This is a genomic window from Brevundimonas sp., assembly GCF_041911375.1.
Classification (GTDB): Bacteria; Pseudomonadota; Alphaproteobacteria; order Caulobacterales; family Caulobacteraceae; genus Brevundimonas.
In genome coordinates, this window is record NZ_JAYRPA010000084.1 from 29,364 (window position 1) to 49,239 (window position 19,876).

The following is a 19,876-nucleotide window of genomic DNA, read 5'->3' on the forward strand; positions in this document are numbered from 1 at the left end:
GTTGACATCACCAGTTCAGGCTGACCCGCGCATAGGCGTAGCGGCCGTTGAAGCCGAACGGCGAGTAGTAGGGGAAGCCCAGCACGCCGTTGGAGTTCAGCGTTTCCGGCACATAGTCCGGATATTCGTCGAAGACGTTGTCCACGCCGATGGCCAGGCCGACCCGGTCGGTCAGCTGATAGCGGCCTTCCAGGTCCACGACGGTCTTCTCGCCGGTGTTGTAGTCGCCCGCCGCGGTCGAGGCCGGTTGCAGCACGTCGCCATAGTAGGTGGCGCGCACCGTCGCGCCCCACTTGTCGAGGCTCCAGTCGGCGGCGGCCGAGATCTTGGTGTCGGGGGTGCCGTCCTCGATGGTCAGGATGCGCTGTCGGGCGAACAGGGTCGGGACCGGGTTCAGCACCGAGGAGGAGGTCGGCAGACCCGTCACCGACACATCGTTGAAGTTCGCGGCCACGGTGAAGTCGAAGTCGCCGGCGTTGTCGGTGAACAGGCGATACCGGCCCACGACGTCCACCCCCTCGGTCTCGGTCGAAACACCGTTGAGGAAGAAGCGCGCCGACTGGACGCCCAGCGGATTCAGCAAGCCCGCCACCTGCGGCGAGAAGCTGCGGTTGATCAGTTCGGACAGGACGATCTGGTCGTCGATGTCGATCTTGTAGGCGTCCACGGTCAGGTCGAAGCCGCCAAGGCGAACGACGGCCCCGATCGAGTAGTTGGTCGAGGTTTCCGCCTCCAGCGGGCGGGCGCCCAAGGCCGCGGCGATGGCGCTGGTGGCTGGGAAGGTCCCGGTCTCGACCACGGCTCCATCCTGGATCACCGAAGAGGTCGAGGTGAAGAAGGATTGCTGCAGGGACGGCGCGCGGAAGCCGGTCGACACGGAGCCGCGCAGGGCGAAGGCGGGGCTGAAGTCATAGCGGGCGCTGAACTTGCCGGTCTGGGTGTCGCCGAAGTCGGAATAGTCCTCGAACCGCACCGCGCCCTCGACCGTCAGCTTGTCGGTCAGGGGGATTTCGACGTCGGCGTAGGCGGCGAAGTTGTCGCGGTCGACGTCCACCGCGTTCGAGGGCTGGAGGCCCACGAAGCCCTGAGCGCCGCCGGCCAGGGCCGTGTTGCCGCCCAGCGGTCCGCGATTGTAGCTTTCCGGCTGGCCGGCCTCGATCTGATAATTCTCCCAGCGCTGCTCCAGGCCCCAGGCGAAGTTGAGCGGCCCGCCCGACAGGCCCACCTCGAAGGCGCGGCTGAAGTCGGCGCTCAGCACCCACTGGTCATAGATCAGCGAGCCGGAGTCGAAGCTGGTCGGGGAGGCCGCGCCATAGGTGCTGTTCAGCGAGTTCTCGGTGCGGAAATCCAGGGCGTTGCGGCCATAGACCAGGTTGAAGTCCGCGTCCCATCCGGCCAGCTGGCCCCGCAGGCCGCCCGCCGCCGACGTGTCCTGGGAATTGACGGCGATCAGGGGCAGGAAGCCGTTCGGATAGATGGCCGGCACGTTGTTGGCGTTGTTGTCCAGGCGCGGGAAGGCGGCGCTGGTGCTGTCGCGATCCTGGTAGCCGGCCCAGCCATAGGCCTCCCAGCCATTGCCCAACCCCTTGCCGGCGTTGGCGAAGACGGTCCACTGCTCGACCTCGGGGTCGCCCAGCCGCGCGGTGATCGGCGCATAGGCGTTGGCGCGCGGGTCGAAGTCCGAACGGTTGGTCGCGTCGCGGCTCAGGTACTCCGCCGACAGGGTCAGATAGCCGTCCTCGCCCAGGCCGAAGCCCTGCCAGGCGGTGGCGGTGACGGTTTGGCCGTCGGTTTCGTCCCGCTCGCCGCGCGCCGTTTCGACGGTGGTCAGATACTGGCCGTAGGTGACGCTGGCGCCGCCGCCGCTGGAGGCCTCCTTCAGGCGAAGGTTGACCACCCCGGCTATGGCGTCCGAGCCGTACTGGGCCGAGGCGCCGTCGCGCAGCACTTCCACGCGGTCGAGCGCCGCCGTGGGAATCGCGTTCAGGTCGACCGCGGCCGAACCGCGTCCGACCGATCCATTGACGTTGACCAGGGCCGAGGCGTGGCGGCGCGTGCCGTTCAGCAGCACCAGCGTCTGGTCCGGCGACAGACCGCGCAGCGTTGCCGGGCGGATGGAATCGGTGCCGTCCACCGCGCTGGGGCGGGCGAAGCTGAGCGAGGGGACAGACTGCGACAGGGCCGCCGCGAACTCGGTGGTGCCGCGCTGCTGCAGCGTCTCGGCGGTCACCACGTCGACGGGCGCCAGGGTGTCGAGGCGGGACCGGTTCTGCACGCGGGTGCCGGTGACGACGATGTCGTCGACGACGGCGGCTTCTTCAGTCTGCGGGGCGGTTTGAGCAAAGGCCGGCGCGGCGGTCAGCAGGGCGAGAACGGACGCCGTGGCCAGCAGGGCCGGCGCTTGGGAGAAGGTCTTGTGCGTCATGGGAGAGATCCTGTTTGGGCGCGCGGGGCGCGATCCGGCGGTCGTTTGCGCCGCCGGTTGGACAAGCTTGATTGTAGGTCGTCGGGAAGCGGCTCAGCCGCGGCGACATCGCGGGAGCGGAAGCGACGGGGTCGTCAGATGGGTGAAATGACGCATGTTCGTCTCCGCCGCGACGAAGGGGGGAGCGTGTCGCGACGCTGGCGATATTGGGGCGAGGCGATGACGGGTCAATCGCGCGCCCGGCCACTTCTCCTGTCGCCGCACATCAGGAAAACTGATGGCTGATCGTGCGCAAAGAAAAAGGCGCGCCCCGTGCGGAGCGCGCCTTCAACGTCTGTCGATCCGGTCGGATCAGGCTTCGTCGCCGAAGCCTTCCTGTTGACCGGCGCCGCCTTCGATCAGCTCCTGGGCCGATTGCTCGGCGGCCTGGCGCTCGTCGTCGAACTGGCTGCGGATGACGTCCTCGCCCTTGGCCTGACGCTCGGCTTCGTCTTGCGAGCGGGCGATGTTGACCTTGACCGTGGCGCGGACCTCGGCGTGCAGGCGGACCAGCACTTCGTGGACGCCCAGGGTCTTGATCGCCGTGTTCAGCACGACCTGCGAACGCTCGACCTTGCCGCCTTCGGCCTGGATGGCCTCGGCGACGTCGCGACCGGCGACCGATCCGTACAGCTGGCCGGTTTCGCCGGCCTGGCGGATCATGACGTAGGTCTGGCCGTCGATCTTGTCGGCGACCTTCTGGGCGTCGGCCTTGTTCTTCTCGTTGCGCTGCTCGATGGCGGCGCGGTCGAGTTCGAACGCCTTCAAGTTGGCGGCGGTGGCCCGGCGGGCCTTGTCGCGCGGCAGAAGGAAGTTACGGGCGAAGCCGTCCTTGACGGACACGACGTCGCCGATGGCGCCGAGATTCTCGACGCGTTCCAGCAGAACGACCTTCATCTTACTTCACCACGTACGGCAGGAGGGCCAGATAGCGGGCGCGCTTGATGGCCTTGGCCAGTTCGCGCTGCTTCTTCTGGGAGACGGCGGTGATGCGCGAAGGCACGATCTTGCCGCGTTCGGAGACGTAGCGCTGCAGCAGCTTCACGTCCTTGTAGTCGATCTTCGGCGCGTTGGCGCCCGAGAACGGGCAAACCTTGCGGCGACGATAGAAGGGGCGGCGGCCGGCGGCGCCGGAGCCAGCCGGAGCGCCCGGGGTCGGGGCGGTGGTGTCGGTCATGTTCCGGGTTCCTTATTCGGCGTCGGCGGCGTCGTCGCGCGGGGTGCGCTCGCGCTCGCGCTCGCGTTCACGCTCGCGGCGGGCCAGCAGCGGCGACAGTTCCAGGTCGAGTTCCTCGACGCGGACGGTCAGCCAGCGCAGCACGTCTTCGTTGATGCCCAGCTGACGCTCGACTTCGGCCATGGCGGCCGGAGGCGCGTCGACGGCCAGCAGCGAATAGTGAGCCTTGCGGTTCTTCTTCACGCGGTAGGTGAGGTTGCGCAGACCCCAGTATTCGATCTTGGCGACCGAGCCGCCACCGGCGACGATCAGATCCTTGATGGTGTCGTTCAGCGCTTCGGCCTGTTGCGCCGAGATGTCCTGGCGCGTCATGACCGTGTGCTCGTAAAGAGCCATGCGGTAGTCTCCCTTATGGGCGTCGGCGCGGAAACGACCGGGTAAGTCGGTCCCCACGATGGCTCCTGGCGCGGCGGCGGGACCGAACGTCCGACCCTTTGGTGTTCCGCGACAGGACCGAAGCCCTGGAAAGCGGGCGCGTATAGGGGAAAAGGGCGGAGAACGCAACGAGTCTCTCTCCTCCCTCGCTGGCCTATGCCACGTGCGACCCTGCCGGGCCGCCCCCACCCGGTCGCTGCGCGATCATCCTCGCCGGACGGGGAGAGAGTGCTGTGCGCTTGTTCGGCCTTCTTTCCCCGCCTAAAGCACCCCCCATGCCGAAGCTGACGTCAGCGGTCGATCCGCAAAGCCCCAAGTACAAGTCCCTTCATGCGCACAACAGCGCCCTGGTCGCCGAGCTGCGCGACCATGTGGCCAAGGCCGCGCGGGGCGGGTCCGACAAGTCGCGCGAGCGTCATGTCGCCCGTGGCAAGCTGCTGCCGCGCGACCGCGTCGAACGGCTCTTGGACCCCGGATCGCCGTTCCTCGAGATCGGCCAGCTGGCGGCGCACGGGATGTATGACGGCGACGCCCCCGCCGCCGGCGTGATCGCCGGGATCGGTCGCGTTTCGGGCCGCGAGGTCATGATCGTGGCCAACGACCCGACGGTGAAGGGCGGCGCCTACTTCCCCATGACGGTGAAGAAGCACCTGCGCGCCCAGGAGATCGCCGAGCAGAACCGGCTGCCGTGCGTCTATCTGGTGGATTCCGGCGGCGCCAACCTGCCGCACCAGGCCGAGGTCTTCCCCGACCGCGACCACTTCGGCCGCATCTTCTTCAACCAGGCGCGGATGAGCGCCCAGGGCATCGCCCAGATCGCCTGCGTCATGGGCCTGTCCACCGCCGGCGGCGCCTATGTGCCGGCCATGTCGGACGAGACGATCATCGTGCGCAACCAGGGGGCCATCTTCCTGGCCGGGCCGCCGCTGGTGAAGGCCGCCACCGGGGAGGTCATCTCCGCCGAGGAGCTGGGCGGGGCCGAGACCCACGGCCGACGCTCGGGCGTGGTCGACCACGTGGCCGAGAACGACGAACACGCGCTGGAGATCGTGCGGTCCATCGTCGCGAATCTGAACACGACCAAGTCCGTCGAGTTGGATGTGCGCGAACCCCGCGCGCCGGCCTTTGCAGCCGAAGAACTTTACGGCCTGATCCCCGACGATGTCCGCGCCCCCTACGATGTGCGCGAGGTGATCGCCCGCCTGGTGGACGGTTCCGAGTTCGACGAGTTCAAGGCCCTTTACGGCTCGACCCTGGTGTGCGGCTTCGCCCGGATCTGGGGCTATCCGGTCGCCATCCTGGCCAACAACGGCGTCATCTTCTCGGAAAGCGCCCAGAAGGGCGCCCATTTCATCGAGCTGGCCTGCAAGCGCAAGATTCCGCTGCTGTTCCTGCAAAACATCTCGGGCTTCATGGTCGGCGGCAAGTACGAGGCCGGCGGCATCGCCAAGGACGGCGCCAAGCTGGTCACCGCCGTGGCCAGCGCCGAGACGCCCAAGTTCACCGTCCTGATCGGCGGCAGCTTCGGCGCGGGCAACTATGGCATGTGCGGCCGGGCCTATTCGCCGCGTTTTCTATTCACCTGGCCGAACAGCCGGATCGGCGTCATGGGCGGCGAACAGGCCGCCAGCGTCCTGGCCACCGTCCACCGCGACGCCGACAGCTGGAGCCCGGAAGACGCCGAGGCCTTCAAGGCGCCGATCCGCCAGAAGTACGAGGACGAGGGCAATCCCTATTACGCCACGGCGCGCCTGTGGGACGACGGGATCATCGATCCGGCCCAGACCCGCGACGTCCTGGGCCTGGCCATCAGCGCCAGCTTGAACGCCCCCATTCCGGAAACGACCTTCGGTCTGTTCAGGATGTAAGGCGGCTCAGCGGGCCAGCAGCTTTTTGGCCTTGTCCGCGCCGAAGACGACCTCGGGGTCGGGCTTTTCGATCTCGCCCTGGACGTGGTCGAGGACCGACAGGATGTGGCGAATGACGTTCAGGCGCGCGGTCTTCTTGTCGTCGGTGGCCACGATGGTCCAGGGAGCGAAGTCGCGGTTGGTCTCGGCCAGCATCCGGTCGCGGGCCTCCGAATAGGCGTCGAAGCGGGCTTCGGCCTCGGCGTCCAGCGACGACAGCTTGAACTTCTTGAGCGGATCGTTGCGGCGCTCCTTCAGCCGCTGGGCCTGCTCCTTGCGCGAGATGTCCAGCCACAGCTTGATCAGGATGACCCCGTCGTCGGTCAGCATACGCTCAAAGCGCGGGGCGTCGGTCAGGAACTGGGCGTACTGCTCGGGCGTGCAGAAGCCCATGACCGGCTCGACGCCGGCGCGGTTGTACCAGGACCGGTTGAAGATCACCGTCTCGCCCGCCGCCGGCAGATGCGGGACATAGCGCTGGAAATACCACTGGCTGGATTCCCGGTCGCTGGGCTTGGGCAGGGCGACGACGCGGGTCTGGCGCGGGGACATGTATTCGGTCAGTCGCTTGATGGCGCCGTCCTTGCCTGCCGTGTCGCGGCCTTCCATGACGATGACCACGCGAAGACCGTGCTCGATCGTCCACGCCTGCGTTTCGACGACGGCGAGTTGCAGCCGTTCAAGTTCAACGTCGTAGCTGTCGGATTTCTTTGCCATGGGCCGACACTGGCCCTGCGCGCCGACGACGGCAAGCGCGGCGATACGAAGCCCGACATCGCCGGCTTGGCGCGTGCGTTCGCCTTCCGGGCTCGCTAGGCTGGAAGGGATCCCCAAAGGAGCAGCGCCATGATCACCGACCGCCGCACCGTACTGGCCGCAAGCCTGGCCGTCGCCGGCCTGTCGGCGCTGCCCGCGCGGGCGGAGGTCGCGGCCTATGACGCGGTTCTGGACGGGGTGTTCGCCGAGACCCGGCCCGTGGCGCTGGCCGCCGGCGTGGTGACGCGCGAGGGCCTGGCCTGGTCGGCCGTGCGGGGCGTTCGCCGTTTCGGCGGAGACGATCCCGCGACGCTGGATGACCGGTGGCACCTGGGGTCGAACACCAAGGCGATGACGGCGGCGCTGTACGCCCGGCTGGTCGAACAGGGGCGGGCGCGCTGGGACACGCCGCTTCACGACCTGTTTCCGGGCGCGACGGTCGATCCGGCCTGGTCCGGGACGACGATCCGCGACTTCCTGCATCATCGGGCGGGGGTCAGGGACGCCGACGCCCTGGGCATGGTCTTCTACATGACGGCGCGGGCCGACGCCCGGCCGCTGGCTGAACAGCGGCGCGCCATCGCCGAGAAGATGCTGGCGGGTCCGCCCACGGGGACGAAGGGCGGCTATGAATACGCCAACGCCAACTACATCCTGGCGGGCGCCGCCATCGAGGCCGTCACGGGGGCGCCGTGGGAGGAGACGATGCGCACCGAGATGTTCGGGCCGCTGGGCCTGGCGTCTGGCGGGTTCGGCGCGCCGGCCCACGACATCCGGGGCGGCGGCAACGCCTGGGGGCATCGATGGGCCGGGGGCGCGACGCACATTCCGGTCGATCCGAGCGATCCGGGTGGCGACAATCCCCTGGCGCTGGGTCCGGCGGGGACGGCGCACATGACGCTGGCCGACTATGCGACGTGGCTGAGGCTGTTCCTGACCGACGGGGGCGGCTGGCTGAAGCCCGAGACGATGGCCCTGCTGGCCGCGCCTGGGGCGGGCGAGGGCCGGCCCTATGCGCTGGGCTGGCTCGCGCCGCCGAACGTCCCCTGGGCCGGCGGGCCGGCCCTGATGCACGAAGGGTCGAACACCCTGTGGCACACCGCGGCGGCGGTCGCGCCCGCGCGGGGCGTGGCCTTCATCGGCCTGGCCAACGTCAGCATGGAGGCGGGCGCGGCGAGCGGACTGATGCCGGGACTGGTTCGGACGCTGGGGTAAGGCGGTCCGGCATCCGACGCGGGGCGCGAGAGGCCCTGGTGAACGCATCCGCCGTTCCGTGCGTTGGGAAGCGGGGCCGTTCGGGTCCCGCCATGGGGCGGCGCTGGGCGGCATGAAGCGGGACTTCGCGGACTTCTGGAACCTGTTGTGGGAAGTCGGGCTGCTGGCGTGCGCGGCCTTCGCCCTGCTGAACGCCTTCGCCCCGCCGCAGGACCTGCCCTGGAAGCCGCTGGACCTGGATCGTCCGATCGGGCGGGCCACGGCGAGCAAGGTGGCCGCCTTCGACCTGCCGCGCACGGCGACGCCGCGGGATGTGACCGCGCCGACCGAAGCCTGCATGCGGTTGCTGCGTGAGGCGGGGGTGCAGGTCGAGCGCGCGTCCGACCGCGACGACGGCGGCTTCTGCCAGGTGCGCGGGGCGGTGCGGATCACCGGCGGTGCGACGCCGCTGGCCCCCGCCGGCGTGGTGATGCAGTGCCCGCTGGCGCTGCGCTATGTCCTGTGGGACCGGCAGGTGCTGCAGCCGGCGGCGCGGGAGATATTGGGCTCGCCGGTGGCCAGGGTCGAGAATTTCGGGACCTATTCCTGCCGTCGCATCTACGGTTCGTCCAACGTCGACGATCGTCCCAGCGAGCACGCGCGGGCCAATGCGCTGGACGTCGCGGCGGTGACCCTAGAGAACGGGCGCAAGGTCAGCGTGCTGGCCGATTGGGACGGGCAGGGGCCGGCGGGCGAGAGCGGCGCGCGGTTCCTGGAGCGGGCGCGGGGCGGGGGCTGCCGCCTGTTCTCGAACGTTCTGACCCCGGACTATAACGCCGCCCACGCCGACCACCTGCACCTGGACGCAGCGCCGCGCGGCGTCTGCGGCTGAGGTCTGATTAATCAAACGGGGGCCTTTCCCAGAATCGCTTTGCTGTTGACCGGTCCGAAAAGCCGGGTGACAACACGGATGCAGTCCGGATTTTGCGTGGGGTCCAAACCCGCGTCTCGCTCCTTCGCCTGAACGAGCTGTCCAGATGGGCTGACGGGTCACCCCGAGGGGGACCTGCCTGGAAAAGCGCGTTTACGGAGACGCAGACATGGCGACCGGTACGGTCAAGTGGTTCAACCCCACCAAGGGCTATGGTTTCATCCAGCCCGACAGCGGCGGTTCTGACGTGTTCGTTCACGTCACCGCCGTTCAGAAGGCCGGCCTTCAGGGCCTCGATGAGAACGCCAAGGTCGAGTACGAGCTGGAAACCCAGCGCGGCAAGACCTCGGCTGTGGACCTCAAGGTCCTCTAAGTCGACAAGCCGACAGGCTAGGAAGCGGGCGCGGGGGCATTCCCTGCGCCCGTTTTCGTTTGGGCCGAGCGCTGGGCCAGCACCACGGCGGCCAGGACCAGGGCGCCGCCCACGGCCTGGATCGGGGTCAGCGTCTCGCCGAACACCAGCCAGCCGAGCAGGCCGGCGACGACCGGCTGGATCAGGATGGTCACCGCGGTGACCGATGCGGGCAGGCGGCCCAGCGCCCAGGCGACGCCGCCCTGGCCGAACACGTGCATGATCCCCATCGCCACGCAGGCGCCCCAGCCGGCAACAGTAGCGGGCAGGATGTCCTCGCCGAGACCCAGCGCGACCAGAAGCAGCAGCGGCGCGCCCAGCAGGGTGGCCCAGAAGGTGATGCGCATGGCGCCCGCGGTGGCCCGCGCCGCCTTCACCGCCAGGAAATAGCCCGAGTACCAGACCGCGACCGACAGGCTGAACAGGTCGCCCAGCAGGGGATTGGTCCCCTGTCCGCCATCGGCCCCCGCGGCCATGGCGAAGGCGCCCCCCATGGCCAGAGCCACGGCGACCAGGAACAGCCGGTGCGGCGTCTCCTTCAGCACGAACCAGCCGAACAGGGTGACCACCACCGGCGTCAGGTTGCACAGCACCGTCGCATTGGCGACCGAGGTCATGACGATGCCGTAGTGCCAGAAGCTGAGGTCCAGCGCGAAGAACAGGCCCGCCAGCAAGGCCCATTTCGACGGGGTGGCGACGCCGCCCAGCTCGCGCCGCGCCAGGATCGTCAGCAGCGGCAGGGCGAAGGCGAAGCGCCAGAACCCGGCCGCCGCCGGCCCTGTTTCGGTCAGCCGCACCAGAATGGGCGCCAGCCCGAGCACGCAGGCCGAGAACAGCAGCACGACAAGAGCGAGGGCGCGCGGGGAAAGTCGCGGGAGCGGGGAGGTCATGGCGGCTCTTTAGGCCGCGCCGGGACCCCTGACCATCCGGTCAGAGCGTCGGGTTGATGCGCGCCTTCAGCACGACCTCCAGCCCCGGCCGGCGATCCAGATAGTCGATCCGCCCATCCAGCTGGCCCACCAGGGAGCGGATCATCATCGAACCGAAACCCTTGCCCGCCTTGTGCCCGCCCTTGCCCTGGTCGGCGACCGACAGGCGGAAAGCGTCCTCGTCCTCGGTCAGGTGGATCCGCAGCGGCCCGGGGGCGCCGTCGTAGGCGTACTTCTGGGCGTTGATGATCAGCTCGGTCAGCACCAGGCCGATGGTCACCGCGCGGCCTGCCTCGACGCACACGGGCGCTAGGTCGGTGTCTATGGCCGCGGCCCAGTCCGGCCCCATGCTCGAACCCAGATCGGCCACCAGTTCTCCGATGTAGCGGTTCAGGTCGATGCTGGTGTTGTCGTCGCCGCGATAGAGGCGGCTGTGGACGGTGGAGACGGCGCGCACGCGGCGGCGCGCCTCCTGAAGCGCCGTGGCGGCGGGCCCGTCGGCCTGTTCGCGCGCCTGCAGGCCCAGGAAGCTGGACACCAGCGTCAGGCTGTTCTGGACGCGGTGGTTGACCTCCTGCATCAGGTACTGCTGCTGCTCCAGCCGCAGGTCGCGCTCGGTCAGGCGAGCCTGGAGGGACTGGTTCAGGCTGCGCAACTGGTTCACGGCCGCGAAGTCCGCCAGCGCATCGCGCAGGCGCGCGGCGGACTCGACGGTGGACGCCGACCAGCGGCGGGCGCGGCCCGAGACGGTCTGCGACCACTCCTCGAAGGAGGCGCGCGGCGTCAGGGCCCCGCCGGATTTCACGGCGGTCTCCGGATTGCCGGCCCAGCGGACCGTTTCGAGGATTTCGGCCCGGAACCAAAGGATCGACAGCGGATCGTCGCCCGGCAGGCGCACGGCCAGAAGGCCGCTGCCGTGAAGACGCCAGGCGTCCGCCTCGGGCAATAGGGTCGAGAGCGCGTTGGTCGACACGGGGCGAAGGCCCGGCTGGCGGCGCAGCCAGTCGTGCAGCGTGGCGAACGCCTCTTCCGGCGGGGTGTGGCCGAAGCGGACCACATGGCCTTCGCGGACCAGGGCCACGCCGTCGGCGCCGACCAGCTCCATCAGCTGCGCCGACTGATCGGCCAGCGCCTGCTCCAGCGGCCGCTCGGCCGGAAGGCGCGCGACCAGGCCGTCTTCCAGACGACGCAGGCGCACGCGCTCGCGGTACAGTTCGGCGTCGGCCTTGCTCTTCAGTTGCCGCGCCAGGGTGCGGGCCAGGGTGGCGCAGGCGACGCGGATCTCATAGGGCAGAAGCTGCGGCGTCGCGCTGTGGCAGGCGACCAGGCCCCACAGGACGTCATCGACGATGATGGACACCGAGGCCGAGGCGCGCACGTCCATGTTCTTCAGATACTGGAGATGGACGGGCGAAACCGAGCGAAGGCCCACGTCGCTCATGTCGAGCGGCGGTTCGTCGGGCGCGACCGGACGCAGCGGCTGGGGCTTGTAATGGCTGTCGGGAATGACCCGCACCGGATTGCGCAGATAGAGGGCCCGCGCCTGGCGTGGAATATCGGTGGCGGGGAAGTGGTGATTCAGGAACGAGGACGCCCCATGGGCCCGCGCCTCGGCGACGACCCGGCCGGCCTCGTCGTCCAGGAAGCGGTAGATCATGATCCGGTCGAAGCCGGTCAGCTGGCGGAACGCCTCGGCGGCATGGTCGCACACCTCCTGCGTCGTTCCCGCCCGCTCCATCCCGGCGCCGGCGGCGTCCAGGCGGGCGATCAGTTCGACGCCGAGGCGGGTCTGCTGGGAGCTCTGCTCGACCTCGACGATCAGCCGCGGCGCTTGACCGGCCATGAGCGCGGGGGCGTAATGGACGACCACATCGTATTCCAGCCGATTGGCGGCGCGCCAGCGACAGGCGAAGCCGCGCGCCTCTGACTGCGCCATCTGGCCCAGCCGCCGGACGACGGAATCGCCCAGAAGTTCGGCGACGGGACGGTTCAGCCACGCCGCGCGGCCGGTCAGATCTTCGATGGCCCCGGCGCCCTGAAGTATCGTCAGAGAGTCGCCGTCGAGAACCAGCAGAAAGCCGTGGGGCTGGACAGCCTGAGGAATGTGGATCGGCTCGCGATCGCAGTCCGTCAGGTCGATGTCGTCGCGCAAGGCGGAATCGGTCATGCAGCGGCCTCTTCCGGCTGTGGCGTCAGGATCTGGCGGGCGAAGGCGAAGGCCTCCACGCCGCCGCGGACAATATCGTCGACCATCGCCGCGCCATCGGCGCAGGCCTGGTCAAGCAGGGCCAGGAAGGCGCGCCAACGCTCGCCGGTCTGGTCGCCGTACGGGTCAAGGAAGGTCAGGCCATGCAGGTCGGCGCCGGCCGCCGTCAGGCGCTTGCGGATGATGCGCCCGCCCAGCATCGAACCCTCGGCCACATAGACCCATCCGAGGGCGGCGCCGGTCGAGATCGTCCGCAGAGACGACGAAACGGTCTGTGGCGTCATGCCGAGGGCGATCAGGTCGCGCGCGATGCCTTCGGCCCGCGATCGCGGCCGGAACGGGCCGTCCAGGGCGGCTACGGCGGGATGGGCTGTGGCCTCGACCGCAGCGTGGAAACGATGGAAGGCCGCAACGGTCGCGGCGCGGGTCGAAGGATCCGCAAGGCGCGACTCGATTTCCGCTTCGTGCTCCAGCGCGGCATGGTCGGCGACGGTCGCCCGACGAAGGGCGGAGAGGGCGGGGGAGGCCGACATGAGCCACCACCTTAACATACTGTAGTCGCTTGTCGATTTCCGACGCGATATGTCCGGCGCCGTACCATCCGGGGAGTCTCCGCGCGCCGCCACGGAACAGCCGTAGTCGCATGGCGTTGAGCGGCCTTGAGCCTTCTTTTTCTGGTGCCTTCATGAAACTGCGCGTCCGCGCCGAGCTCGTCTATCGTTTCGATCCGCCGACGGACGCCATCTACAAGATCCAGGTCGCCCACTGGCCCGGCCAGCAGATCCTTGAAGAGCGACTGGCTTTTTCGCCCGCCGTCGAAGCCCATGAGGACGAGGACGCCGAATTCGGCGCCCGCACGCTGCGTTGCCACGTGTCGGGAGAGGTCGGCCTCACCTATGAGGCCGTGGTGGACAACGGCGTGCTGAAGGGCCTGCCGCCCAATGTGACGCAGCACGACTGGGGCGAACTGCCCGCCGAGGTGCTGCCCTATCTGTCGCCCAGCCGATACTGCCCGTCGGATCAGTTCGGCCGGTTCGTGACGCGCGAGTTCGGCGATACGACGGGCGGCGCGCGCGTGCTGGCCATCCTGGACTGGATCAGCACCCATGTGGACTATGAGCATGGCGTCTCGGACACCGAGACGACCGCAGCCCGGACCTTCATCGACCGGGCCGGCGTGTGTCGCGACTTCACCCATCTGGGCATGACCCTGTGCCGCGCCTCAGGCATTCCGGCCCGGGCGGTCAGCGCCTTTGCGCATCAGCTGAATCCGCCGGATTTCCACGCCATCTTCGAGGTCTGGCTGAGCAACGGCTGGTGGCTGGTCGATCCGACGCGCCTGGCGCCGGTCGAGGGGCTGGTGCGGATCGCCTGTGGGCGGGACGCGGCCGACATCGCCTTCCTGACCACGCAGGAACGCTGCGAGATGGTGCGCCAGTCCGTGACGGTGGTGGCGGCCTAGGCGGAGCGAGCAAAGAAAAAGGCCGGCGTTTCCGCCGGCCTTTTCCAGATCTTCATGCGACGCCGAATCAGGCGGCGGCTTGCTCGGCCAGCTTGGCGCGGATCTGGCGCTTGATGCGCTGAGCGGCGATCGACAGCTGCTCGTCGCGGGCCTTCACGATGAAGGCGTCCAGGCCGCCCTTGTAGTCGAGCGTGCGCAGCGCGGCGTTGGAGATGCGCAGCGAGAAGGTCTGGCCCAGGGTGTCCGAGGTGACCTTGACCGTCTTCAGCGACGGCAGGAAGCGGCGCTTGGTCTTGATGTTCGAGTGGCTCACGCTGTGGCCGACCATCGGGCCGATACCGGTGAGTTCGCAACGACGCGACATCGTCAGATCCTTAAGGTGCGGCGTCCGGCCCAGAAGGAAACAGACGCATGAAACAGGTACGCGCGGAAACCGGTCCCGCGCGAGAGAGGGGGCGTATAAGGGAGAGGGGCGCAGGCGTCAACCTGAGTCGGCGCTGCCGCAGGAAGGACGGGGCGACCGCGCCGTTCAGCCTGCATTCAATTGCAGGCTATCATATCCATATCATGACCATGAAGATCACCAGCCCAGCCGCCAAGTCCGTGAAGACCCTGATCGAGCGCCTGCCCCGCAAGGCCCTGGCCGTGGCCGCCCCCGTCCTGGCGGGCGGCTTCATGCTGGCCGCGCCCGCCCTAGCGCCGGCCCAGACCGCCGCCCAGTCGGAAGTGCTGCCCGGATACTGGGAGTACACCACCAGCGCCCTGGGGCAGCGCGACACCGAGCGGAAATGCGTGCGGCCCAGCGAGATCAACCGCTTCTTCGGCGGCCTGTCGACCAACCGGTGGCGCTGCACCTATCCGGTCCGCGTGGTCGGCGACGGCAACGCCCGCTTCGAGGGGACGTGCCGCGACAAGAAGGGACGCTCGGTCAATGTGCGGCTGAACGGGACGTACGAGGACACCAGCTTCCGCTTCAACGGGGGCGCCCAACTGCTCCGCGGCACGCCCTACATCCCCGCCAGCATCACCGCCCGGCGCATCAGCGCCCAGTGCCCCGCGAACGCGGAATATTTCTGAGCCGTTCTCGCGGCGTCCGGGCGGCCGCCGCTAGTGCGAACCGCCCGGCTTCAGCCGCATCGCCTGATGCAGCACGACGGCGATCAGGCCGCCGACGATCACGCCGATGACGCCCGAGATGACCGCGGTGGTCAGCCAGCCCGCGATCGCGCCGACGGGCCCCAGGGCGGTCTCGATCGCATGAGCCAGGTGTTCGACCGGCTCGGCCGGCCAGGCCAGGCCCAGGGTGTGCGAGCCGTGCAGCAGGATGCCGCCCCCGACCCACAGCATGGCGATGGTGCCGATCGTGGACAGGGCGCTCATGACAACCGGCATGGCCTTGACCAGACCGCGCCCGAAGCCCCGCGCCACGCGGGAAGACCGTTCGGCCAGATGCAGGCCGATATCGTCCATCTTCACGATCAGCCCGACGACGCCATAGACCGCCACCGTCATGGCCAGGCCCACCACGACCAGCACCCCCGCCTGTGTCAGCAGCGGCGCGTCGGAGACGTCGTTCAGGGCGATGGTCATGATCTCGGCCGACAGGATCAGGTCGGTGCGCACCGCGCCCGAGACGGTCGCGGCCTCCAGCGCGGCGGGGTCGCCCGTCACGGGCGCGGCCTCGCCATGGGCCGGCCCGCCGAACATCTCCATCAGCTTCTCGGCCCCCTCGAAACAGAGATAGGCGCCCCCGCACATCAGGATCGGCGTGAGGGCCCAGGGCGCGAAGCTGGTCAGCAGCAGGGCGACGGGCAGGATCAGCAGCAGCTTGTTCCGCACCGACCCCACGGCGATCTTGCCGATGATGGGCAGTTCGCGGCTTGGGGAGAGGCCCGTCACATAGCGAGGCGTCACCGCCGCGTCGTCGATCACCACGCCGGCCGCCTTGGTCGACGCCTTGCCCGCCGCCGCTCCGACATCATCGACCGACGCCGCCGCCAGCTTGGCGATGCCCGCCACGTCGTCGAGCAGGGCGATGAGTCCAGAGGGCATGAAGCGTCCGTGGGGAGGGAGGATCGATTCCCCGATCCTGAGCGCAATCCGTCAGGGATCGCAAAGCAAAAGGCCCGGGATCGCTCCCGGGCCTTCGTTTATTCGGCGATGTCGCGCGATCAGGCCGCTTCGGCGGTCGGGACCGGCTTCTTGGCGCTGAGGGACTTGGCCAGCAGTTCGACGGCGGCGTCCTTGTCGATCTTGTTGGCGGCGGCGACTTCGCGGGCCATGCGGTCCAGAGCCGATTCATAGAGCTGGCGCTCCGAATAGGACTGTTCCGGCTGGGTGTCGGCGCGGTGCAGGTCGCGGACGACCTCGGCGATCGAGATCAGGTCGCCCGAGTTGATCTTGGCTTCGTATTCCTGGGCGCGACGCGACCACATGGTGCGCTTGATGCGCGCGCGGCCCTTGAGGGTGGTCAGGGCCTTGGTCACGACGTCGTCGGCGGCCAGCGAGCGCAGGCCGGCGGTCTTGGCCTTCTTGGTCGGGACGCGCAGGGTCATCTTCTCGTGGTCGAAGGTCACGACATAGACCTCCAGCGACATGCCCGCGACTTCCTGAGTCTCGATCGCCGCCACCTTGCCGACGCCGTGCGCCGGATAGACGACCGCGTCGCCGACCTTGAACTCCAGACCAGTCTTGCTCGTCATATTCGTCCTTTCCCGGACAGGGCCGGGCGAAGCGAAGGCGCGTCGAACACAGACAGGTTTTCATCCACCGGCGGGGCCGCTGGATGAAAAGATGCAGGCGTCAGATGCGGAAACGGATCACCAAACCTCTGGCCGATCCCGTCTTCATGGACGGGATTCTGTCGCAAACACGGGCGGCGCGAGGAGTTCGCGGACCGCCCGATCCAATGAAACAGAACCTATCACAAAATGACGGATTTTCAAAACGTCCACAGGGCGGACGTGGCTTTGCAGCATGAGTCGCGCATTTGTGGCCGAAATCGGGCAAGAATCACCGGCCGGCGGATGCGGGGATGATTTCTGAACCTCGGTCATAGTATCAATCGTTTGCGCCCGGCCAGGCTTTGCGGTGTCTGGGCCGTCTTTGAACGAGCGAACACCTTGCCTTTCATGACTGACGCCCCCCCGACAACGGCCGCTGTTCCGGCCGAGCGACTGACGCATCTTCAGCGTCTGGAGGCGGAAAGCATCCATATCATGCGCGAGGTGGCCGCCGAGGCCGAACGGCCGGTGATGCTGTATTCGATCGGCAAGGATTCGGCCGTCATGCTGCATCTGGCGAAGAAGGCCTTCTATCCATCCAAGGCGCCGTTTCCGCTGCTGCATGTCGATACGACCTGGAAGTTCCGCGCCATGTACGAAATGCGCGAGCGGATGGCGGACGAACTGGGCTTCGATCTGCTGGTGCACAGGAACCCGGACGCCGTCGCGCGCGGGATCAATCCGTTCGACCACGGCTCGGCCCTGCACACCGATCTCTGGAAGACCGAGGGGCTGAAACAGGCGCTCAACCTGCACGGCTTTGACGCAGCCTTCGGCGGAGCGCGGCGTGACGAGGAGAAGGCGCGGGCCAAGGAGCGCATCTTCTCCTTCCGCACGGCCGAACACCGCTGGGATCCCAAGAACCAGCGGCCCGAGCTCTGGCGGCTGTACAACACCCGCAAGCGGCCGGGTGAAAGCATCCGCGTCTTCCCGATCTCCAACTGGACCGAGTTGGACGTCTGGCAATACATCCACCTGGAGAACATCCCCATCGTGCCGCTGTATTTCGCCGCCGAACGGCCGGTGGTGGAGCGGGACGGCGCGCTGATCATGGTTGACGACGACCGCTTTCCGCTTAAACCCGGCGAGACGCCGCAAATGCGGTCGGTGCGGTTCAGGACCCTGGGCTGCTATCCCCTGACCGGGGCCGTCGAGAGCACGGCCGCCACCCTGCCCGAGATCATCCAGGAAATGCTGCTGACCACCACGTCGGAGCGGCAGGGGCGGGTGATCGACCACGACCAGTCCGCCTCGATGGAGAAGAAGAAGCAGGAGGGCTATTTCTGATGGCGCACCAGTCCGACCTGATCGCCACCGACATTGCGGCCTATCTGGACGCACACCAGCACAAGAGCCTGCTGCGCTTCATCACCTGCGGCAGCGTGGACGACGGCAAGTCGACCCTGATCGGGCGGCTGCTCTACGATTCCAAGATGATCTTCGAGGATCAGATGGCGGCGCTGGAGGCGGACAGCCGCCGCGTCGGCACCCAGGGCGGCGACATCGACTTCGCCCTGCTGGTCGACGGCCTGGCGGCGGAGCGCGAGCAGGGCATCACCATCGACGTGGCCTATCGCTTCTTCTCGACCGATCGGCGCAAGTTCATCGTCGCCGACACGCCCGGCCACGAGCAGTACACCCGCAACATGGTGACCGGCGCGTCGACCGCCGACGCGGCCGTCATCCTGATCGACGCGCGGCGGGGCGTGCTGACCCAGACGCGCAGGCACGCCTATCTGGTCAGCCTGTTGGGCATCCGCCACGTGATCCTGGCGGTGAACAAGATGGATCTGATGGGCTGGTCCCAGGCGGTGTTCGACGCCATCGTCGCCGAGTTCCGAGGTTTTGCCGACCAGATCGGGCTGGAGGCCTTCGACGCCATCCCGATGTCGGCCCTGCGCGGCGACAACATCACCGAACGCAGCGCCCATTCGCCCTGGTACGCCGGACCGCCGCTGATGACCCTGCTGGAGACGCTGGAGGTCGGCGACGATCTGCGGGCTGATCCGTTCCGCCTGCCGGTGCAGTGGGTCAATCGACCCAATCTGGACTTCCGCGGCTTCGCGGGGCTGATCGCCGCCGGGACCGTGCGCCCTGGCGATGCGGTCCGGGTGCTGCCGTCGGGCAAGACCTCGACCGTTCAGCGCATCGTCACCGCCGACGGCGACCTGGAGCGGGCGGTGGCCGGCCAGTCCATCACCCTGACCCTGGCCGACGAGATCGACGTCTCGCGCGGGGACGTTTTGGCGGCGGCGGACGCCCCGCCCGAGGCGGCCGACCAGTTCGAGGCGACCCTGGTGTGGATGGACGAGGAGGCCATGCTGCCTGGGCGGCCCTACCTGCTCAAGATCGGCGCCAAGATCGTCGGGGCCGCCATCACCGAGCCCAAGCACAAGGTCGATGTGAACACCCTGGAGCAGCGTCCCGCCAAGCGGCTGGAGCTGAACGAGATCGGCGTGTGCAACCTGTCGCTGGACGCCGCGATCGCCTTCGAACCCTACGCCGCCAACCGCGACCTGGGCGGCTTCATCCTGATCGACCGCATCTCGAACCGCACGGTCGGGGCGGGGATGCTGCACTTCGCCCTGCGCCGGGCGCACAACATCCATTGGCAGGACCTGTCGGTGGACAAGGCCGCCCGCGCCGCGATCAAGAACCAACGCGGCCGCGTCGTCTGGCTGACCGGCCTGTCGGGCGCGGGCAAGTCGACCATCGCCAACCTGGTCGAGAAGCGCCTGCACGCCGACGGCCGCCACACCTATCTGCTGGACGGCGACAACGTCCGCCACGGCCTGAACCGCGACCTGGGCTTCACCGAGGAGGACCGGGTCGAGAACATTCGCCGGGTCGCCGAAGTGTCGAAACTGATGGTCGACGCCGGCCTGATCGTCCTGGTCAGCTTCATCTCGCCCTTCCGCGCCGAGCGCCGACTGGCGCGCGACCTGATGGGGCCGGGCGAGTTCGTCGAGGTCCACGTCGACACGCCGCTGGCCGTGGCCGAGGCCCGCGACGTCAAGGGGCTCTACAAGAAGGCGCGCTCGGGCGAGCTGAAGAACTTCACCGGCATCGACAGCCCCTACGAGGCGCCCGAGGCGGCGGAAATCGTCGTCGACACCACCACTATGACGGCCGAAGAGGCCGCCGAACGCATCGCGGACTGGCTGGACCGCGCCGAACCTCCCGCGGATTTCAGCATCTGAAGCACACCAGGGGCCGGACG

At 68.3% G+C, this 19,876-nt stretch carries 19 protein-coding genes; 8 read left to right on the forward strand and 11 right to left on the reverse strand.

The window, feature by feature from the left end:
• Positions 1–7 precede the first annotated feature (7 nt).
• The 4 genes from ACE3PU_RS14185 to rpsF form a co-directional block, all read right to left on the reverse strand.
• Positions 8–2,425, reverse strand: a complete 2,418-nt coding sequence (locus tag ACE3PU_RS14185; RefSeq protein WP_374390748.1) for a TonB-dependent receptor plug domain-containing protein — start codon at positions 2,423–2,425, stop codon at positions 8–10.
• Positions 2,426–2,776: 351 nt separating this feature from the next.
• Complete coding sequence (gene rplI, locus ACE3PU_RS14190; protein WP_374390749.1) at positions 2,777–3,361, reverse strand: 50S ribosomal protein L9; 585 nt, start codon at positions 3,359–3,361, stop codon at positions 2,777–2,779.
• Position 3,362: 1 nt separating this feature from the next.
• Positions 3,363–3,641, reverse strand: coding sequence for a 30S ribosomal protein S18 (rpsR, locus tag ACE3PU_RS14195; protein ID WP_008259463.1), 279 nt, complete (start codon positions 3,639–3,641; stop codon positions 3,363–3,365).
• Positions 3,642–3,653: 12 nt separating this feature from the next.
• Positions 3,654–4,037 carry a 30S ribosomal protein S6 gene (gene rpsF / locus ACE3PU_RS14200; protein WP_374390750.1) on the reverse strand — a complete coding sequence of 128 codons (384 nt, stop codon included), beginning with the start codon at positions 4,035–4,037 and terminating at the stop codon, positions 3,654–3,656.
• Positions 4,038–4,351: 314 nt separating this feature from the next.
• Between rpsF and ACE3PU_RS14205 the strand changes: the two genes are divergently transcribed.
• Positions 4,352–5,944: a carboxyl transferase domain-containing protein gene (locus tag ACE3PU_RS14205; RefSeq protein ID WP_374390751.1), complete on the forward strand. Its 1,593-nt coding sequence runs from the start codon at positions 4,352–4,354 to the stop codon at positions 5,942–5,944.
• Positions 5,945–5,950: 6 nt separating this feature from the next.
• Here the strand turns inward: ACE3PU_RS14205 and ppk2 are convergent, their stop codons facing one another.
• On the reverse strand, positions 5,951–6,700 hold the full coding sequence (ppk2, locus tag ACE3PU_RS14210) for a polyphosphate kinase 2 (RefSeq protein WP_374390752.1): 750 nt from the start codon (positions 6,698–6,700) through the stop codon (positions 5,951–5,953).
• Positions 6,701–6,829: 129 nt separating this feature from the next.
• Here ppk2 and ACE3PU_RS14215 point away from each other — a divergent pair, with 129 nt between their 5' ends.
• The 3 genes from ACE3PU_RS14215 to ACE3PU_RS14225 all read left to right on the forward strand — a co-directional run bounded on the left by ACE3PU_RS14215 (position 6,830) and on the right by ACE3PU_RS14225 (position 9,237).
• Entirely contained in the window at positions 6,830–7,954 is a 1,125-nt protein-coding gene (locus tag ACE3PU_RS14215; protein WP_374390753.1) for a serine hydrolase domain-containing protein, read from the forward strand.
• Positions 7,955–8,066: 112 nt separating this feature from the next.
• Positions 8,067–8,825, forward strand: coding sequence for an extensin family protein (locus tag ACE3PU_RS14220; RefSeq protein WP_374390754.1), 759 nt, complete (start codon positions 8,067–8,069; stop codon positions 8,823–8,825).
• A 208-nt stretch (positions 8,826–9,033) separates the two neighbouring features.
• Entirely contained in the window at positions 9,034–9,237 is a 204-nt protein-coding gene (locus tag ACE3PU_RS14225; protein ID WP_249750176.1) for a cold-shock protein, read from the forward strand.
• A gap of 17 nt (positions 9,238–9,254) precedes the next feature.
• On the opposite strand, the gene ACE3PU_RS14230 is transcribed toward ACE3PU_RS14225, so the two are convergent.
• From ACE3PU_RS14230 to ACE3PU_RS14240, 3 genes are read right to left on the reverse strand one after another with little or no spacing between them, the layout of a single operon-like run.
• Positions 9,255–10,166 (reverse strand): DMT family transporter, encoded by a 912-nt coding sequence (locus ACE3PU_RS14230; RefSeq protein WP_374390755.1) that lies wholly within the window; start codon positions 10,164–10,166, stop codon positions 9,255–9,257.
• A 40-nt stretch (positions 10,167–10,206) separates the two neighbouring features.
• The gene (locus ACE3PU_RS14235; RefSeq protein ID WP_374390756.1) at positions 10,207–12,372 is read right to left on the reverse strand and encodes a histidine kinase dimerization/phosphoacceptor domain -containing protein; all 2,166 of its coding nucleotides are present in this window, start codon (positions 12,370–12,372) and stop codon (positions 10,207–10,209) included.
• Positions 12,369–12,944, reverse strand: a complete 576-nt coding sequence (locus tag ACE3PU_RS14240) for a biliverdin-producing heme oxygenase (protein ID WP_374390757.1) — start codon at positions 12,942–12,944, stop codon at positions 12,369–12,371. The genes ACE3PU_RS14235 and ACE3PU_RS14240 overlap by 4 nt, the downstream gene beginning before the upstream one ends.
• A gap of 152 nt (positions 12,945–13,096) precedes the next feature.
• Between ACE3PU_RS14240 and ACE3PU_RS14245 the strand changes: the two genes are divergently transcribed.
• Positions 13,097–13,873, forward strand: coding sequence for a transglutaminase family protein (locus ACE3PU_RS14245; RefSeq protein WP_374390758.1), 777 nt, complete (start codon positions 13,097–13,099; stop codon positions 13,871–13,873).
• 67 nt (positions 13,874–13,940) lie between these two features.
• Here the strand turns inward: ACE3PU_RS14245 and rpmB are convergent, their stop codons facing one another.
• Positions 13,941–14,237 carry a 50S ribosomal protein L28 gene (rpmB, locus tag ACE3PU_RS14250; protein ID WP_374390759.1) on the reverse strand — a complete coding sequence of 99 codons (297 nt, stop codon included), beginning with the start codon at positions 14,235–14,237 and terminating at the stop codon, positions 13,941–13,943.
• A gap of 203 nt (positions 14,238–14,440) precedes the next feature.
• Between rpmB and ACE3PU_RS14255 the strand changes: the two genes are divergently transcribed.
• Entirely contained in the window at positions 14,441–14,950 is a 510-nt protein-coding gene (locus tag ACE3PU_RS14255) for a DUF3617 domain-containing protein (protein ID WP_374390760.1), read from the forward strand.
• 30 nt (positions 14,951–14,980) lie between these two features.
• Here the strand turns inward: ACE3PU_RS14255 and ACE3PU_RS14260 are convergent, their stop codons facing one another.
• On the reverse strand, positions 14,981–15,925 hold the full coding sequence (locus ACE3PU_RS14260; RefSeq protein ID WP_374390761.1) for a DUF808 domain-containing protein: 945 nt from the start codon (positions 15,923–15,925) through the stop codon (positions 14,981–14,983).
• A gap of 119 nt (positions 15,926–16,044) precedes the next feature.
• Positions 16,045–16,575, reverse strand: coding sequence for a CarD family transcriptional regulator (locus ACE3PU_RS14265; RefSeq protein ID WP_374390762.1), 531 nt, complete (start codon positions 16,573–16,575; stop codon positions 16,045–16,047).
• Positions 16,576–17,004: 429 nt separating this feature from the next.
• On the opposite strand from ACE3PU_RS14265, the gene cysD reads away from it, so the two are divergent.
• Complete coding sequence (gene cysD / locus ACE3PU_RS14270) at positions 17,005–17,943, forward strand: sulfate adenylyltransferase subunit CysD (protein WP_374390763.1); 939 nt, start codon at positions 17,005–17,007, stop codon at positions 17,941–17,943.
• Positions 17,943–19,856, forward strand: coding sequence for a sulfate adenylyltransferase subunit CysN (gene cysN, locus ACE3PU_RS14275; protein ID WP_374390764.1), 1,914 nt, complete (start codon positions 17,943–17,945; stop codon positions 19,854–19,856). The genes cysD and cysN overlap by 1 nt, the downstream gene beginning before the upstream one ends.
• The last annotated feature ends 20 nt before the right edge of the window (positions 19,857–19,876 follow it).

Excerpts from the sequence above, each read along its gene's own strand:
- ACE3PU_RS14205 (WP_374390751.1), top strand. The coding sequence starts at position 4,352 with ATGCCGAAGCTGACGTCAGCGGTCGATCCGCAAAGCCCCAAGTACAAG.
- rpsF (WP_374390750.1), bottom strand. The coding sequence starts at position 4,037 with ATGGCTCTTTACGAGCACACGGTCATGACGCGCCAGGACATCTCGGCG.
- ACE3PU_RS14265 (WP_374390762.1), bottom strand. The coding sequence starts at position 16,575 with ATGACGAGCAAGACTGGTCTGGAGTTCAAGGTCGGCGACGCGGTCGTC.
- ACE3PU_RS14185 (WP_374390748.1), bottom strand. The coding sequence starts at position 2,425 with ATGACGCACAAGACCTTCTCCCAAGCGCCGGCCCTGCTGGCCACGGCG.
- cysD (WP_374390763.1), top strand. The coding sequence starts at position 17,005 with ATGACTGACGCCCCCCCGACAACGGCCGCTGTTCCGGCCGAGCGACTG.
- ACE3PU_RS14230 (WP_374390755.1), bottom strand. The coding sequence starts at position 10,166 with ATGACCTCCCCGCTCCCGCGACTTTCCCCGCGCGCCCTCGCTCTTGTC.
- ppk2 (WP_374390752.1), bottom strand. The coding sequence starts at position 6,700 with ATGGCAAAGAAATCCGACAGCTACGACGTTGAACTTGAACGGCTGCAA.
- rpmB (WP_374390759.1), bottom strand. The coding sequence starts at position 14,237 with ATGTCGCGTCGTTGCGAACTCACCGGTATCGGCCCGATGGTCGGCCAC.
- ACE3PU_RS14255 (WP_374390760.1), top strand. The coding sequence starts at position 14,441 with ATGACCATGAAGATCACCAGCCCAGCCGCCAAGTCCGTGAAGACCCTG.
- ACE3PU_RS14220 (WP_374390754.1), top strand. The coding sequence starts at position 8,067 with ATGAAGCGGGACTTCGCGGACTTCTGGAACCTGTTGTGGGAAGTCGGG.
- ACE3PU_RS14245 (WP_374390758.1), top strand. The coding sequence starts at position 13,097 with ATGAAACTGCGCGTCCGCGCCGAGCTCGTCTATCGTTTCGATCCGCCG.
- ACE3PU_RS14215 (WP_374390753.1), top strand. The coding sequence starts at position 6,830 with ATGATCACCGACCGCCGCACCGTACTGGCCGCAAGCCTGGCCGTCGCC.
- rpsR (WP_008259463.1), bottom strand. The coding sequence starts at position 3,641 with ATGACCGACACCACCGCCCCGACCCCGGGCGCTCCGGCTGGCTCCGGC.
- ACE3PU_RS14240 (WP_374390757.1), bottom strand. The coding sequence starts at position 12,944 with ATGTCGGCCTCCCCCGCCCTCTCCGCCCTTCGTCGGGCGACCGTCGCC.
- ACE3PU_RS14225 (WP_249750176.1), top strand. The coding sequence starts at position 9,034 with ATGGCGACCGGTACGGTCAAGTGGTTCAACCCCACCAAGGGCTATGGT.
- ACE3PU_RS14235 (WP_374390756.1), bottom strand. The coding sequence starts at position 12,372 with ATGACCGATTCCGCCTTGCGCGACGACATCGACCTGACGGACTGCGAT.
- ACE3PU_RS14260 (WP_374390761.1), bottom strand. The coding sequence starts at position 15,925 with ATGCCCTCTGGACTCATCGCCCTGCTCGACGACGTGGCGGGCATCGCC.
- cysN (WP_374390764.1), top strand. The coding sequence starts at position 17,943 with ATGGCGCACCAGTCCGACCTGATCGCCACCGACATTGCGGCCTATCTG.
- rplI (WP_374390749.1), bottom strand. The coding sequence starts at position 3,361 with ATGAAGGTCGTTCTGCTGGAACGCGTCGAGAATCTCGGCGCCATCGGC.